The sequence below is a fragment of the Dokdonia sp. MED134 genome, from assembly GCF_000152925.2.
GTDB lineage: Bacteria > Bacteroidota > Bacteroidia > Flavobacteriales > Flavobacteriaceae > Dokdonia.
This window is the reverse complement of record NZ_CP009301.1, coordinates 528,785-544,985: the sequence shown is the minus strand read 5'-3', so window position 1 is coordinate 544,985 and position 16,201 is coordinate 528,785. Positions and strand designations below refer to the sequence as shown.

At 38.1% G+C, this 16,201-nt stretch carries 16 protein-coding genes; 4 read left to right on the top strand and 12 right to left on the bottom strand.

The window, feature by feature from the left end; genetic code table 11:
• Position 1 precedes the first annotated feature (1 nt).
• The 6 genes from MED134_RS02355 to MED134_RS02330 form a co-directional block, all read right to left on the bottom strand.
• Complete coding sequence (locus MED134_RS02355) at positions 2–748, bottom strand: LVIVD repeat-containing protein (protein ID WP_021778972.1); 747 nt, start codon at positions 746–748, stop codon at positions 2–4.
• A gap of 5 nt (positions 749–753) precedes the next feature.
• Positions 754–1,257: a hypothetical protein gene (locus MED134_RS02350; protein WP_021778973.1), complete on the bottom strand. Its 504-nt coding sequence runs from the start codon at positions 1,255–1,257 to the stop codon at positions 754–756.
• A 78-nt stretch (positions 1,258–1,335) separates the two neighbouring features.
• Positions 1,336–1,767 (bottom strand): YdeI/OmpD-associated family protein, encoded by a 432-nt coding sequence (locus tag MED134_RS02345; RefSeq protein ID WP_021778974.1) that lies wholly within the window; start codon positions 1,765–1,767, stop codon positions 1,336–1,338.
• A 107-nt stretch (positions 1,768–1,874) separates the two neighbouring features.
• Positions 1,875–3,089, bottom strand: coding sequence for a bifunctional alpha/beta hydrolase/OsmC family protein (locus MED134_RS02340; protein WP_021778975.1), 1,215 nt, complete (start codon positions 3,087–3,089; stop codon positions 1,875–1,877).
• 226 nt (positions 3,090–3,315) lie between these two features.
• Positions 3,316–3,999 (bottom strand): DUF2490 domain-containing protein, encoded by a 684-nt coding sequence (locus MED134_RS02335; RefSeq protein WP_021778976.1) that lies wholly within the window; start codon positions 3,997–3,999, stop codon positions 3,316–3,318.
• A gap of 2 nt (positions 4,000–4,001) precedes the next feature.
• On the bottom strand, positions 4,002–7,196 hold the full coding sequence (locus MED134_RS02330) for a WD40/YVTN/BNR-like repeat-containing protein (RefSeq protein ID WP_021778977.1): 3,195 nt from the start codon (positions 7,194–7,196) through the stop codon (positions 4,002–4,004).
• Between the two features lie 249 nt (positions 7,197–7,445).
• On the opposite strand from MED134_RS02330, the gene MED134_RS02325 reads away from it, so the two are divergent.
• The 3 genes from MED134_RS02325 (at position 7,446) to MED134_RS02315 (ending at position 10,770) form a co-directional block, all read left to right on the top strand.
• Complete coding sequence (locus MED134_RS02325) at positions 7,446–8,039, top strand: fasciclin domain-containing protein (RefSeq protein ID WP_038596903.1); 594 nt, start codon at positions 7,446–7,448, stop codon at positions 8,037–8,039.
• A gap of 87 nt (positions 8,040–8,126) precedes the next feature.
• Positions 8,127–9,248: a vWA domain-containing protein gene (locus tag MED134_RS02320; RefSeq protein ID WP_021778979.1), complete on the top strand. Its 1,122-nt coding sequence runs from the start codon at positions 8,127–8,129 to the stop codon at positions 9,246–9,248.
• Positions 9,249–9,303: 55 nt separating this feature from the next.
• A complete protein-coding gene (locus MED134_RS02315; RefSeq protein WP_021778980.1) occupies positions 9,304–10,770 on the top strand; it encodes a sigma 54-interacting transcriptional regulator in 1,467 nt (488 codons plus the stop codon).
• Between the two features lie 149 nt (positions 10,771–10,919).
• Here the strand turns inward: MED134_RS02315 and MED134_RS02310 are convergent, their stop codons facing one another.
• The 6 genes from MED134_RS02310 to MED134_RS02285 all read right to left on the bottom strand — a co-directional run bounded on the left by MED134_RS02310 (position 10,920) and on the right by MED134_RS02285 (position 15,473).
• On the bottom strand, positions 10,920–11,300 hold the full coding sequence (locus MED134_RS02310; protein WP_021778981.1) for a LysM peptidoglycan-binding domain-containing protein: 381 nt from the start codon (positions 11,298–11,300) through the stop codon (positions 10,920–10,922).
• Between the two features lie 62 nt (positions 11,301–11,362).
• The gene (locus MED134_RS02305; protein ID WP_021778982.1) at positions 11,363–12,178 is read right to left on the bottom strand and encodes a head GIN domain-containing protein; all 816 of its coding nucleotides are present in this window, start codon (positions 12,176–12,178) and stop codon (positions 11,363–11,365) included.
• Positions 12,175–13,260 carry an acyloxyacyl hydrolase gene (locus MED134_RS02300; protein WP_021778983.1) on the bottom strand — a complete coding sequence of 362 codons (1,086 nt, stop codon included), beginning with the start codon at positions 13,258–13,260 and terminating at the stop codon, positions 12,175–12,177. Before MED134_RS02300 ends, MED134_RS02305 begins: the two co-directional genes overlap by 4 nt.
• A gap of 103 nt (positions 13,261–13,363) precedes the next feature.
• Complete coding sequence (locus MED134_RS02295) at positions 13,364–14,065, bottom strand: hypothetical protein (RefSeq protein ID WP_021778984.1); 702 nt, start codon at positions 14,063–14,065, stop codon at positions 13,364–13,366.
• Positions 14,066–14,202: 137 nt separating this feature from the next.
• A complete protein-coding gene (locus MED134_RS02290; RefSeq protein ID WP_021778985.1) occupies positions 14,203–14,784 on the bottom strand; it encodes a hypothetical protein in 582 nt (193 codons plus the stop codon).
• An 8-nt stretch (positions 14,785–14,792) separates the two neighbouring features.
• Positions 14,793–15,473 (bottom strand): SIR2 family NAD-dependent protein deacylase, encoded by a 681-nt coding sequence (locus MED134_RS02285; protein ID WP_021778986.1) that lies wholly within the window; start codon positions 15,471–15,473, stop codon positions 14,793–14,795.
• 62 nt (positions 15,474–15,535) lie between these two features.
• On the opposite strand from MED134_RS02285, the gene MED134_RS02280 reads away from it, so the two are divergent.
• Positions 15,536–16,192 carry a TrmH family RNA methyltransferase gene (locus MED134_RS02280; protein WP_021778987.1) on the top strand — a complete coding sequence of 219 codons (657 nt, stop codon included), beginning with the start codon at positions 15,536–15,538 and terminating at the stop codon, positions 16,190–16,192.
• Positions 16,193–16,201 lie beyond the last annotated feature (9 nt).

The window sequence follows — 16,201 nt, the reverse complement described above, 5'->3', positions numbered from 1 at the left end:
TTTAGATACTTATGGTGCTTAATTGTGATGTGTTTGTGATATCTTGAGCATCAAGGCTATATTGATATACACCAGTTTCTCCCACGGCTATGAGTAAATCTCCTTGTATAATCACATCAAAAGCAAGCTTATCTATAGCGTGTACTAGTGTAGACTCTGCAGGATTTGACACATCAAATATTTTAATCTCATCATCACATACGATAAGGTAATCACCATAAAGACCTAATCCTTTTGGGAATGTAAGTTCGCGCACATTAATGAGAACAGGATTAAGAACATCTGTCACATCATACACCTCTAGCTGATTTACAAAGCCATTACAGCCCAAATCACTCCATAGGGTTACAAATGCATATTGATCATTTGCAACAACAGGATCACAAGAAGTAAAATGTTGTACTGAAGATAATTGTTCTGGAAACTCTGGACTATCTACACCATAGATAAACATCCCGTTACGAGATCCTATATAGAGGTAATTTCTGTAGCTAAATAATGTCTCGATATCAAAACCTATGCGTACAGAGTTTACTAATACTGGTTCTGATGTATTTGTGATGTTAAATACATTTAGATCTTCATTATCTACTGTGTAGAGATAATTTCCTTTTATAACAAAGGTTGCAAGTGAGCCTCCTTGACCTACACTATCTGCTGTGCTTAAAGATTCACCACTGCTAGTCCCGTCAGAACTACATCCTAGTGCAACAATCACTAGGGCAATTATATATATATACTTTTTCATCTTATTTAATCTTCAAGTTCGTAATCAATGATAATTTCTCCATCTGGGATATTGTGTACAAAGCCATCTGGAGACACTTTAGGAGGAAAAACTTCTCTAATGCGTTTTGTCACCTGCAGGTTTGCTGTTTGTTTATCATAAGTAACAGCAATAAGGTCTACAGCTTGATTTATGTAGTATACCTCATTCTTAATAGCAAGATCTGTTGCTCCAGGTGCTTTTATATAAGCAAGAGCAACTGGAGAAGAAGGGTTCTCGTTATCAAACACGTGAAAGCCCTTGTTCTCTTCGTTTACAAACAGTAAACCATTAAATACATAGATTTTACCCGAGTTTATAATGCTTCTAGCGTCTTCGAGAGTGACGCTGGCCTCAAACGTAGGGCGATCAAGAGTAATCGCATCATAGTTTGTTAATAGATCAACAGTATCTACATCATCGCTGGTTCTGTCTGTGACGCAGCTTAGAGAGGTGATACATACAAGTAGTAGGATACACAAATGTTTCATATAATATAGTTTTTACTCTAGATGCAATAACTACATATACGTTGCGCGTGATTGTCAATACTTTACAATTATTTAATATTAGCCTGTTTTAAATAGTTGTCTTGGGTCACGTATACCTCGTTTAAGATTTTCAAAGAGTATAAGCATTTTGTCTACTTGTGTTTGCTCACTCTTATAGCGCTTTACTTGATAGATAAGACCTCTTTTTTTTCCATCTGTAAGCGATTCAAAAATTGACGCACCGTCTGGGTCGCTATCATAAACTGCGTCAAAAGCCTCTGGAGTAACGACACCATACTTAGTGGTATCTTTTATGAGTTGGATACTAAAGATGTCTAAAGGCTCAATTTTTAAAGCTTTATGGTGCTGTTTTCCAAATAGTACCCAGTACACACCTTTCATTTTACGTAAAGCAATATGTGTTTCTAGTGTATTTGTATCACTACTTGCTTTAAGCAAGACCCGCTTATGGCCTGCATTGGCCCACTCATCACCCAGTTTTTCAGGCAAAATGAAGCCTCCTTTTTGGAGTTGTACTTGTATGATTTGTGATGTTTTGATTCTTTACTAGATAATGAGGTGTATGGTTATAAGTGCGCTTTCGCGAAAGCGTAATCCTACCTAAGCGTAGTTATTACTTGTGTCTCGCTATGAAGAGTTTTGTGTACTGGACATTTATCTGCTATTTGTAAAAGACGGTTGAGTTGCTTCTCATCAAGATCTGAGGTGATTTTAATCTCACGGTGAAAGGTATCAATCTTTGCTGAAGGGTTTTCTTCGCAGTCAACACAATCTTGAGCGTGGGTTTTACTGTAACTTGTGTGTACCTCAACATTTTCTACTGCCCACTTTTTACGCTTTGCATACATCTGTATGGTCATTGCGGTACAGGCAGAAAGACTACCTGCGAGCAACTCGTATGGGGTTGGGCCATAGTCGTTTCCGCCTACGCGTACGGGCTCATCTGCCTTCATATGGTGATTACCCAGTTTTAATAAGGTTGTAAACCCATCTTCTTCATCTAGGCTTGCCACCACTTGAAAGGTGGTTTTTATGGTCTCTTGAACAGGTTGCGGTATATATCTCGCGGCCCATCCAGCGATAATTTTACCTACGTAAGCTGCATTTTCTTTGTCAATAAGTAAATGCTCAGATCCATCCAGAGTTACAAAACTCTTAGGGTGATGAGCGGCGTGGTATATTTCTTCGGCATTTTTTATAGAAACTGTTGCATCTTGTGGAGAGTGGAGTATAAGTAAAGCCTCGTGCAAGTTACGAGCAGCTTCTACACAAGAGTTTTCTTCTAGGTTATCTATAAACTGCTTTTTAAAAGTAAAGTCACGTCCTGCGAGTTTTACATTAGCCTGACCTTTATCTTTTATTACTGAAAGCTGAGAGCCTAGTTGCTTTTGTACGTGTACTGGGTTGCTAGGAGCCCCTATAGTTGCGACGGCCTTTATCGTATCAATCTTACCACCTGCAAAAATTGCTGCAGCACCACCTAGCGAGTGTCCCACAAGTAAAGAGGGTGCTTTGTATTCTTTGGCAAGAAAATCTGCAGCGCTTATGAGATCATCTACATTACTTGAGAAGTTTGTATCTGCAAAGTCACCATCACTGTCACCTAAACCCGTAAAATCAAAGCGTAACACGCCAAAACCTTGAGAGGCAAGTGCTCTACTTACATTGCGCACAGCACTAAAATCTTTTGTACAGGTAAAGCAATGTGCAAAAATGGCAAAGTTATGTGGGTCTTGATTTGCAGGTAGATCTAATCTTCCAGCCAATATTTCTCCGTGTGCATTTGTGAAGTTTATTTTACTCGATCTCATAATACGTAATATGTTTAATGGTTGTAGCTCTTCTGTCGAAGGAAAAAGGGCAACCTATCTTTAAAGAATTTAATGTACGATTATTACGTGTAATTAATATACAATAAAGGTTATCCTTCTTGTTTTTTACACTTTTATCATATTTTTCTATTCCGCTTTCGCGAAAGCGTAAAAAAGAAAACCCCAATCATAAGATTGAGGTTTTTTAATCATTATAGGGATGTTATCATCCTTTTTTATTTCGCCAGTCTGTTTTTATAAAAACAGCGAATTGAAACCTGTCATAGGTGTCTACCGCAAAATCATTTTTGAGATATCCCATTTGTGCACTTAGGTTCTCGCTAAAGTTGTACCCTAAAGCACCGTACAGTCTATTCTGCCCAAAAAAGTCATTCTGCAGATTTATAAAAATCTCATCATATGCGGTTAGAAACCATTTGTCATTAAGAGGATAGGTTACTCGTAAAAAGTAACGCGCTCTATGCTCTGTAGTGTTCTCACCAGCAGGTCTATTTATAAAACGTTGCTCTAGTCGATATCTATGGCTAAAGTTAAATTTGCCAAGACTATTTTTAAGAACAAACTGCTCGTACAGGCGATTTTCATTTACATTCTCTTCACCTGCAAACTCAAGAAAGTTTGTGTCTGTGGTGATATTACCATACCCAAAAGAAGCCATAGCCTTGTCTGATATATGGTAGTTAAGAGCCGTACGCAGGAGTAACTGATTAAAGTTACTCCCAAACTCGTACGTTCTATACTGTGCCTCTGCGTGTATGCTTAGCTTTTCTGATATTCTATTATTTGTGAATATCATTGCCCACGCGCCTAGATCATCTTCGCCACGGTCTTGGGCTTGCAATGATACAAGAGATGAGAATAATAGTATTAAGGCTAAAAGCTTTTTCATACTTAGTTTAATTTAAACGTTTTTATCTCTTTAAAGCTACTTACATCCATAGCTTTCAGCGTAGTTTCAAATGGTGCCCACTCTGTGCTAAAGAATGTATTAGTCTTCTCTAGAGCGCTCTGTAGCTCGTTACGTGCGTGTGACATAAGAGTAGTCTCTGTCGTAGTAAGTCCGTTAGGGCGACTACGTACATAACCACTGGCAGCACCTATACGATTCATCACTGTGATTTCTGGATTACGTGTGATACCCTGCCTTTTATCTAACTTACCTATGTATAATGCGATTACTTCATCTATGCGCTTATCCATATCTTTTATAGAGGCTAGCTCATCTTTATACGCCTTTTTATCATCAAGTTTGTTAATCATTTTCTTGTAATCATTTGCAAGGTTCTTGCTCTCTACAAGTTGTTTTACAGCATCTGCGGCTACTTGAGTCATCGCTTCAAGATCTTTGGCAGCATTGTAACTATCGTCTATTGCTTTTTGTGGTACATCATACCTTGGGTCGCTCTCTACTGTGATAGCGCTCTCGCTTGTTTGATCTCCGTACTGCATTACAAGCTTGTAAGTTCCTGGTTTAACAGAAACTCCACTAGGTTCGTTCTTACGTTTTCTTATGCGTCTAGATGGGCGATCACCACCAGATTCATTCATATACCAAGTAGTTTTGTAGATACCTGTACTGTCTGGAGTTTTCCACTTAAGGTGACGTATCTGTCTCACACCATCATATATTTTAAGGTGGATAGAATCCCAAGTTACTTTTGCCTCATCTACTTCTTCGGCAGCTTTATCGTCTCCTTTTTTCTTTTTATCTACTTTTTGCTTAGTAACATAGTATGCGATTTGCGCACCACTTTTTCTATTCTCACCGTTGTAAATCGCATCTGCTCCAAAACGACTTCCCGTAGGTTGCTGGTATGATGCGTCATATGCAGTAGGAGGGGTGAAAAGTTGTAGCTTTCGCGAAAGCGTACTTCTATCACTCGCTATCTTACGCAGTGGTCTTATATCGTCAAGAACCCAGGCTGCACGTCCAAAGGTCCCAATGACAAGATCGTGCTCTCTAGGGTGAATTACTAAATCTTTTACCGAAGTAGTAGGAAATCCTTTAGTCCATTTCTGCCAGTTGTTACCAGCATCAATAGACACATAAAGACCGTCATCTGTACCCAAGAACAAAAGATTCTTTTCTTCTGGATCTTCTATAATTGATAACGCATAACTCTGCACATCATTCTCGTCTACAATGCGCGTCCAGCTTTTACCATAATTTGTAGTTCTGTAGGCATAAGGAGTGTAGTTAAAGCGTCTATAGTCGTTTGCAACTAGAAGCGCTTCACCTTTATTCTTATCACTTGCTTTAATTTGTACAATCCAGCTTCCTTTAGGTAAACCTTTTAAGTTATTAGACACTTCTGTGTATGATGATCCGCCATTTGTAGTGTAATGTACACGGCCATCGTCTGTACCTACCCAAAACATATCTTTTTCAAGCGGAGAAGGTTCTATAACAAGAATGGTAGTGTGATTTTCTGCACCGGTGGCATCCATAGTAAGACCACCAGATTCAGATTGCTTTTGTTTCTCTGGGTCGTTTGTAGTAAGGTCTGGAGAAATTACTTCCCAAGTGAGTCCCTTATCTGTAGACTTGTGTACAAACTGACTACCAAAGTATATAGTACTGTTATCAAAAGGATCAATATTAATAGCACTATTCCAGTTGAAACGAAGTTTTACATCTGCATCTGGGTGCGTAGGCTTAACACCATAGTTATTTCCTGTTTTGTAATCATAACGGCTCACAAACCCCTGCTGACTCATAGACCATCCATACTGGCTGTCATCGCGATCTGGCACTACGTCAAAACCATCTCCAAAAGAGATTTCTTGCCAGTAATCGTTACGTATCCCCTGAGCTTTCCATACATAAGCAGGTCCTCTCCACGATCCATTATCTTGCATACCTCCATATACATTATAAGGAAACTCATTATCTACATTAATGTGATAAAACTGAGCTACAGGTAAGTTACCTATAAAACGCCACGTCTTACCACCATCTTTTGTGATGTTAAGACCACCGTCATTACCATCCATCATAAACTTACCATTATTAGGGTGTATCCACCAGGCGTGGTGATCTGGGTGTACACCGTTATCTACTCCGTAAGCGCCCATAAGTTGGTCAAAATTCTTCCCACCATCTTCAGATACGTTTACATAGGTAAATACAGAGAAGACACGATTTTCATTTTGTGGATCTACGTGTATATCACTGTAGTAAAATGGTCTGTTGCCTATATCACTCTTGTCATTAATCTTTTTCCAATTAAAGCCGCCATCATTAGAGCGGTACAATGCATTCTTCTTTGCTTCTACAAGCGCATAAACCACGTTAGGGCTTCCAGGCGCAATAGAGAGACCTATACGACCTAGTTCTCCTTTAGGAAGTCCATCTTGATCTGTGAGCTTTTTCCAAGTGTCACCACCATCGTGCGTCATATACATACCAGAACCTTCACCACCAGACTTAAAGAACCAAGGGTCACGTTTGTGCTCCCACATTGCCACAATAAGTTTATTAGGATTTGTAGGGTCCATAACCATATCTGCCACACCAGACTTGATGTTTGTAAATAAAATCTTGTTCCAAGTCTTACCGCCATCTGTAGTTTTAAAAACGCCACGTTCTGGGTGTTCTCCCCAAGGAGAACCTATAGCGCCCACATAAACCACATCTGGATTAGTAGGGTCTATAATAACGCGGTGTATGTGACGGGTTTTTTCTAATCCCATAGATTGCCACGTCTTACCGCCATCTAGTGATTTATAAACACCATAACCGCCATTAAGAGAGTTACGAGGGTTTCCTTCTCCTGTACCTACCCATATCACAGATGGATTAGATTGTTGTATCGCCACAGCTCCTATAGATGCTGTAAGTTCGTTTTCAAAAACAGGATCCCATTTTATTCCGCCAGAAGTAGATTTCCATAAACCTCCAGAAGCTGTACCTACGTACATTACATCTGGATTATCTGTAACCACATCTATAGCAGTCACACGTCCAGACATACCGCCTGGGCCTATGTTACGGGGTTGTACATCCTTGAGCAAGGATATATCAAGTTTTTGAGCAGATACTACTGTGCAGATGCATAGCAGTAGGAGTGAGAAGAGTTGTTTCATTATAAAATTTTGGTTGAATTTTAATGACCTTTCGGTCAAGGGACTAAAGTTAATTAAAAGACAATCTTAATTTCTTAAATAGTTGTTAATGGATGCGCTATGTTTTAAAGGTTTTATTCACGCTTTCGCGAAAGCGTAATTGTATCCCTAATAAGGTCTTATGAAATAATTAACAAGACATTGGTATAACATTAGCTTTTTGTTTAAGAATATGAGCATATCTTTGAACAAATAAAAAAACCAATTGTTATGAAAAAGATTTTATTAATGGCAGCAACAGCAGGATTATTATTTGCTTCTTGCGCCGAAGGAACTAAAGAAAAAGCAACAGAAACTAACGAGGAAGTTGCACAAGCAGTAGTAGAGCTAGAGGAGCCTGTGGTAGAAGAGCCAGGTACAATAGTAGATATCGCTGTGGGTAATGAAAATTTTACAACACTAGTAACAGCTGTAAAAGCAGCAGGACTTGTAGAAACTTTGGCTAGTACGGGACCATTTACTGTATTTGCACCTACAAATGATGCTTTTGCAAAACTACCAGAAGGAACTGTAGGTACTCTAGTAAAGCCAGAAAACAAAGCAATGTTAACAGATATCTTAACGTACCACGTAGTAGCTGGTGAGTATATGGCTGGAGACGTAGTTGCCGCTATTAAAAAGAACAATGGTTCTTTTAGTACAAACACAGTGATGGGAGAGCAAATTACTTTAATGATGGACGGAGAAAACGTTGTTATTAAGGATGCAAAAGGCGGGACATCTGTAATTATTATGACAGATGTAGATGCTTCAAACGGAGTGATACACGCTATAGACACTGTAATTATGCCTAAAGGGAAGTAATTACCACTCACTTTTAATAAAGAATTAAGAAGCGCCTCTGTTGAGGCGCTTTTTTATTGACCTATTAGGTAGTAATTTTATACAGCTATGAGAAAAAAACAAAATAGGAGTGGTTTTGTATTCAAAACCTATGACGCTCCGCAAAAATTCCTTTTTGACCAGCTGCTTGATATATTTCAAGAGCTCATCACCCACACCTCTGGTGATTTTGACGAGGCGATGGACTGGCTCAAAGAGCTTGATAAAGAATATAAACTCACAAATGATGAGTATACCTTAGACGACTTTGTACAGGAGCTTAAAGACAAAGGCTACATACGAGAAGAAGTTAAGCCAGACGGTAATAACGGCACAGCTATCACAGAGAAGACAGAGCGCGCCATACGTAAGAGAGCCTTAGATCAAATTTTTGGGAAGCTTAAAAAGAGCTCTCAGGGTAACCACAGATCAAAACTTAACGGTAGAGGAGATGAGCATACTGGTGACTATCGCGAGTATCGTTTTGGTGATGGGCTAGAGCGTATCTCTATGACAGAAAGTTTGCGTAATGCCCAAATTAATAACGGCGCAGAAGATTTCCGCTTACGCGAAAGCGACCTCGTGGTAGAAGAAACCCACTTTAAGGCACAAATGAGTACCGTACTTATGATAGATATATCACACAGTATGATACTTTATGGAGAAGACCGTATTACTCCAGCCAAAAAGGTAGCGATGGCACTTGCACAGCTCATCACAACGAGGTATCCCAAAGACTCTTTAGATATAATTGTATATGGTAATGATGCTTGGCCTATTAAAATTAAGGATTTACCTTATTTGCAAGTAGGACCTTACCACACTAACACAGTAGCAGGTCTTAATCTCGCTATGGATATCTTGAGGCGTAAGCGCAACTCAAATAAACAGATCTTTAATATTACAGATGGTAAACCGTCTTGTATAAAGCTTAAAGACGGGCGCTACTATAAGAACCCAAATGGACTAGACGAGTATATTGTAAACAAGTGTTACAGTATGGCTAGACAAGCACGTAAGCTTCATATACCTATCACCACTTTTATGATTGCAAATGATCCTTACCTGCAGCAGTTTGTAGATAATTTTACTGAGGCAAACCAAGGAAAAGCGTTCTATACAGGACTGCAAGGTCTAGGAGAGATGATCTTTCAAGATTATGAAAGCAACAGAAAGAAGAGAATAAAATAATTGTAAAAAAAAGAATAGATACCTCATTGTGAGATGAGGTAAAACAAGAATAGCTATGAATCATACAGAAATAAAAACACTAGGAGCTCTTAAAAAAGCATCGTGGACATCTAGAAGTATAAAAGAAGAGTTGCGCGAGCACCTTATATCAAAATTACAAGCTGGTACACCTACATTTACAGGTATACACGGTTACGAGCACACAGTTATACCAGAACTAGAAAGAGCCATATTAAGTAAACATAATATCAATCTGTTAGGGCTACGTGGTCAAGCAAAAACTAGACTTGCACGTCAAATGGTAAACCTACTTGACGAATGGATGCCTATAGTAGCAGGATCAGAAATTAATGATGATCCGCTTAATCCTATCTCGAGGTATGCTACAGAGCTTATTAAGGAAAAAGGAGATGATACACCTATAGACTGGGTACATAGATCTGAGCGCTTTGCAGAGAAACTTGCAACACCAGATGTAACTGTTGCAGATATAGTAGGTGACGTAGATCCTATAAAGGCAGCAAACCTGAAACTAAGTTATGCAGATGATCGCGTGATACACTACGGAATGATTCCTCGTGCAAACAGGTCAATTTTTGTAATCAACGAGTTGCCAGATTTACAAGCACGTATACAAGTGGCTTTGTTTAATATTCTACAAGAAGGTGATATTCAAATACGCGGCTTTAAATTGAGACTACCGCTTGATATGCAGTTTGTATTTACTGCAAATCCAGAAGATTATACAAATAGAGGAAGTATAGTTACTCCGCTTAAAGATCGTATAGGTTCTCAAATACTTACTCACTATCCAGAAACAGTGGCTATCGCGCGTACTATAACAGATCAAGAAGCAAATCTAGACGAGCGCCAGAAGACTAAAGTACACGTACCTAACCTAGTAAAAGATCTTATAGAAGAGATAGGTTTTGTGGCTAGAGAGAGCGAGTATATAGATGAAAAGAGTGGTATAAGTGCACGTATGAGTATAACGGCATTTGAAAACTTAATGAGTACAGCAGAGCGTCGTATGTTGTTATCTGGAGATACAACAACCACAATACGATATTCTGATCTTATGGGCATCATTCCTGCGATTACCGGAAAGGTGGAATTAGTATATGAAGGAGAACAAGAGGGAGCAGATGAGGTTGCAAAAATTCTTATAGGTGATGCAACGCGATCACTTTTTGATGATTATTTCCCAAAGATCGAAAAGCTTGTAAAAGATAATCAAGAAGATCCTTATGGTGATGTCTTGGCTTGGTTCTTTGAGCAAAGTGGTTTTGAACTTGAAGATAATTTGACTGACAAAGAATACAAATTAATGCTAGACAGCATTACACCTTTAGAAGAACTCGTAAATAAATATCAGCCCGAAACAGTAGAGGAGGACCGCTATTTCTTAAAAGAGTTTATCCTTTTTGGACTTGTAGAATATAAGAAACTGAGCAAGTATAAACTCACCACAGGGATGCGTTTTAATGATCTTTATGGTAATTATATTTCAGGATTAGGATAATTTTAAAATATAAATTATTGATTTATATAATCATTGTAAGTATTTGACTTTAAATACTTAGTGCAAAATTTTTAGATTAGACTAAAATGTAAAAAACTCCCAAATTGGGAGCTTTTTTTATGATTGTAATTCAATGTTGTTATTGAATATTATCCTAGATTAGGAATCACAAGATTCTGATCTGGATGTATAACATCTGGGTTTTTAAGGATGTCTTTATTTGCTTCAAAAATCTCTTTGTACTTCATTGCATCTCCATAATAATGCTTTGCAATCTTGCCTAGTGTGTCTCCACTCGCAACTGTATGACGTGCATAAACAGATGTATCTGCGACTTTAATGTCTGCTACAATGTCACCTGGATTTTCTCCTCCAGCCGCTTTTATAGCATCCCAAAGTTGGTTTTTCTCATATTGATTTGTTGCAGTACCTGTTACGTGAAGTACTCCATTTTCTTCTTTTACATCTCCGTTCTGGATGTTAAGTTTTTCTCCTAGGTCAAGAACGTTTTGATATTTTGCTTTTACCATTATTTTAGTATTAGTGTTAATATATTTTTAATATACAAAGTGTTTAAGATATTGTAATTAATCTAATCTTCAAAAATTAATTGCCCTGTAAAAAGCACATCTACATCGACTAGCGGTGGTTCTGTGACAGATATAAGGTCTCCTGTGGCTTTTATAAAGCCTTGCAGGCTGTTTTGAGGATTTACTACAATTTGTGCAGCGCTGGTGTGGTTAAAGGTCAAATCGCCTATCTCGAGGTTTCTACCATTGAATTGTGGAAACTCATCGCTAAAGTTTATAGACGCCGTTTCAACACTTCCAGACATTGCAATATTACTTGATCCATTTGCAGAAACCACCAGGTTAGTACTGTTTATATGGAGCGTCACAGCACCACTTTTATTAATATCTGTAATGTTAAGACTGTTAGGAGTTGAGTTGCTCACAATAGTTAATGATTCATAGTTGAGTAAACCCTCACTGGTAATCTCAAAGGCAGACGCCTGGCGTATGCGAGTGATATTTGGTGAAGTTACAGTCACAAGTGTCCTTCCATACTCGCGTAAAAAATTACAACCATTTAGGTTCTGCAGTACAAGTGTTTCTTGTTCTACAAATAGATTGAGGTCTGGCACTAGATTTTCACCAGTTTCAACGATAACTTCTTGTTGAGGTCCTTCTTTGAGTATAACGCGTATGTCATCTTCCATTTGGATTTTTGAAAATGTATCCACATCAAGAGTATACGTTATGATATCTCCATCTGTTTGAAAACAATCATTTGCATCTTCAGAGTCGCAAGAAATAAAAAATGCGAGCAGTAGGGCGAGTAGGAGGGAATTACGCTTTCGCGAAAGCGTAGATATAGCCCTTATAAATCTTAAGTTTGTTGTCATCATAATCGTATTCCTAATCCAAATTCTACGGCCTCTGCTTTTGCTCCGTGCGTTTTTACGGCAGCAGAAACAAAGTATTTTTCTTGTATATAATGTTTAAGCCCCACGCGCTGGTAGAACCTACCTTCAAAATCATAAGGATAGTACACATAATAACCGGCGTGCGTCATAAGTGCGGTTTTATTAAATCGCAATTCGTGACCAACAAATACACCTGCTCGTTTCCAATCTTGGTCTTTTGTAACACCAATTGAGGGGAAGGCTACAGATAGAAACTCAATTTCGTTCTTTAAGAATTTTGAGAAAAAGAATTCTCCTCCAGCAAGAATGGTACTTTTTTTACTCAATCTCTTATCTGCATAAGCAGTCAAGATTAAGAATGGTTCTTGACCCAGCCCTACATAATCACTCTCGTTAAGCCCCATATTAAGAGCAAAATTAAAACCTATAGGTTCTGTATAGCGTTCTCTAGGTCCTCTGGGAATATAGTCTGGAATCGGTTTATTTGTATAAACCACACCTGCGTTAATTGCTAGTGTATTTGTACTTGTGTTAGGTGCTTTAAAATTACCATTTGACCCGTGTAAAAAGGAAAGTCCTGTTTGTAAAGATATTTGTGGAGTGATAGGTTGCTTGTAGTTAAGCATTACAAGTGTGGCGCTAAAAAACCTTGACCCATAAGCGTTATTTGCTACATTGGTATCAATGTCAAAAGGATTTGTAGTATACCCGATACCTTGACCAACTCTAAACATAAGTTTCCGGTTAAGAAAGTAGAAACTGTAATGCGCTAGGGCGTTATAGGTCTTGCCTAGGTTGTCATTTTTAAGATCTTGATAGGCAAATGTAAATCCGTAGTCAGGGTAATTATATCTTCTGGACCATTCTTGATTGCCGTAGGTTTTTTTGTTATAACTTAAAATCAACCCCTCTGGATGCCCGGTTATGAGCGATGTGATGTCTTTGTTGTGTCTCAATATACTCCCATAAAAGTAGTTGAGCTCTACTTCAAAAGGATTACTCTCCTGAGCAAACATAAAACTACAGCACAAAAGGCCTACAGCGGCTAGAAAATTTTTATACATATAAATCTGGTCGTACTGCGAATGTATAGATAATTATAATTACTATCTACATACTAAAAAAGCCGCCCAGTAGGCGGCTTTTTTAGTATGTAGGTTATTGCTTTTACAGACCTGTGTAAAATTCCATTATCTTATTAAGGTCTTCTTCGTTTTTATAATTTAAATCATTTTCATCTACGAAGGTTTTTACTTTTTCTTCTTGTGCAGCAAGAAGCTTAAGTACTTTCTTCTTTCTAAGACTAAATTTTTCGAAACTATCTTTTTTAAGAAGCATATAAAACTCTCTAGGTATGTAACGAGCAACCGTTGTACCACGCATTGGGTTTGAGCTTCCCTCGTTTATATCTACTACGTGATCTTTTAATATTTTAAATTCTGGTGTTTCTACAACAAGTTCGTAAACTTTTATGACAGCACTATTAGGAGATTCTATATTTACAAAAGTTTTACCATTAATAATAGCCTTATCAACCGCGAGAGAGTTAAATGTGTAAATAGAATCTTTATTGATTTTTGCAACAATTTTATTTCTTCTGCCGTCAAAGTTTACATTTTCAATTTTTAGATTTTCACCGGCCTTTGTTACAACCGTTGCAGCACGATCCCAATTTTCAAAAAGATAAGGTGATCCATCTATTTTTTTATCTTCAACGCGATTTGCTCCAGCTTTATATCCAAGGTTCATTTTCTGATTAAAAACAGAATTTGCAGATGTAGAAGAGCCGCCGCCTCCAAAAGTATTTTGTCCAGTTGAAACTGTTGCCGTTAGTAGGAAACCAGCAATGAATAGTGTACGTAAAATCATAAGAAGTTTTTGTGTTTAAAGCTCAAATATAACAGGATTAAGAAAGTTTTAAGTGTTAAAATCTCATCTTTAACTACTTTTAACTTTTCTTTAAACATTAGATTATGTAGTCGTTGATTTTACTGCGTTTGACAGTGTTAAGATTGCAGTTTATTGAATTTTTTAATCCATTTATTAACGTGTCTGCATCGGGCCTTAAAAGCTGCACTCCCGGTATGATATCCGTCTTCCATAATTCGTTGTAATTCAGGATGTATCCAGTCTATTTCGGTACCTAAATAATACAATGTAAACATAGTATAAGCCTTTACAGCAACCTTTTGATCTGTGATTAACCAGTCAAATCCGCATTCTGTAATATGATTCTTATGGTTTGATAAAAGCATCTTTCTAGTTTCTGGGTGCTTTTCTTTGTAATATGATATTGTAAGGTATTCGCAAATTTTTGCAACAGGTCTCAAGGCGGAGTCCTGATAGACAGTATGCATATGCGTTGTAAAGTAATCAAGATGCGGTAAGATAATTGTTATATCCATTTTTGTGGCAAACTCCGCAAGCCATCCGGCACGATTAGATCTAGGGTCGTCTACCATAAATAGAATTTCTAGTACGTGTCTCATTGCATCAGGATTATCAACAATAAGTTGCGCATAGTAGGCGCGCTTCTCACGACTGTGATTGACGTAGTCTAGATCTTTATAAAGCTCGTTAAGTGTCAAGTGTTAGTTTATTTAGAAAGAAGTGTATCTACCACTTTTTTAACTCCTGTTGTTGCTCTCTCTGGCAGTATCTTTAGTCCTTTTTTTTGTGTGATAGATGGTGCGGGGTCAATAAAAAACACTTCTGCATCTGGTTGAGCTAGTGTAATGAGTCCAGCAGCGGGATATACTTGCATAGAGGTACCTACTATGATGATATAATCTGCCTGACTAACAATATGAGCAGCATCTTCCATAAGCGGTACTTCTTCTCCAAACCAAACAATATGTGGTCTAAGCTGGCCTCCTTGAGGACATAAATCACCAGTTTTTAAATCTTTTTTCCATTCTAGAACTTGAGATGGGTCTTTACAGCTGCGCACCTTAAGTAATTCACCGTGTAGGTGTATTACTTGTGAGCTACCCGCTCTCTCGTGTAAATCATCTACATTTTGAGTGATGATATGTACATCATAGGCTTCTTCTAGTTTCACAAGATCGAGATGTCCTTGGTTAGGCAAGACTTCTAGTAATTGCTTCCTGCGCTCGTTGTAAAATCTCAAAACAAGCTCTTGGTTTGCTTTCCAGCCTTCTGGTGTGGCCACTTGCATAACATCGTGACCTTCCCAAAGACCATTTGCATCTCTAAAGGTTTTAAGACCGCTCTCTGCACTCATACCAGCGCCAGATAATACAACAACTTTTTGCATACTCCTCAATAGGTTTTTTACACTTTAAAAGTACAGTATCTTTACCCTGTAAACAATTTTTAATGGATCAAGACCTTTTAACCTACCTGCAATCTTTTTTAACCGAACGTCGCGTACAATTATTTGATAAAGTATTAAGCGAGCGCACAACACATTTTACCGTGGCTGTAGAGGATGTTTATCAATTACACAACACAAGTGCCGTAATACGTAGCTGTGAATCTTTTGGAGTACAAGAACTGCACGTTATAGAGGAGGTAAACGCAAAGCGTATAGATCGTGAGATTGCTATGGGGGCTCAAAAATGGGTAGATGTAGCGCGTCACAATAGTGCTTCTAGTTGTATAAAATCACTGCGTGAGCAAGGGTATAAGATTGTTGCGACCTCACCACATAAAGATGCACACAGACTAGAAGAGTTTGATGTGACAGAGAAGGCTGCTATATTTTTTGGGAGAGAGACAGAAGGTTTAAGCGAACTCGTGATGGAGGAGGCAGACGATTTTATTTATATACCTATGGTAGGCTTTACTGAGAGTCTCAATATTTCAGTTTCGGCGGCAATAACATTACAGTATATAATGACTAAGCTCAAATCTTCGGCTGTAGCCTGGAGGTTTTCTGAGCAAGAACTTTTTGACAAAAAGCTAGCCTGGACTCGTAAAATGATTAAAGATGTAGAGCGCATTGAGCAGCGCTATCTAGATGAAAGAGGGTAGGAGTACGCT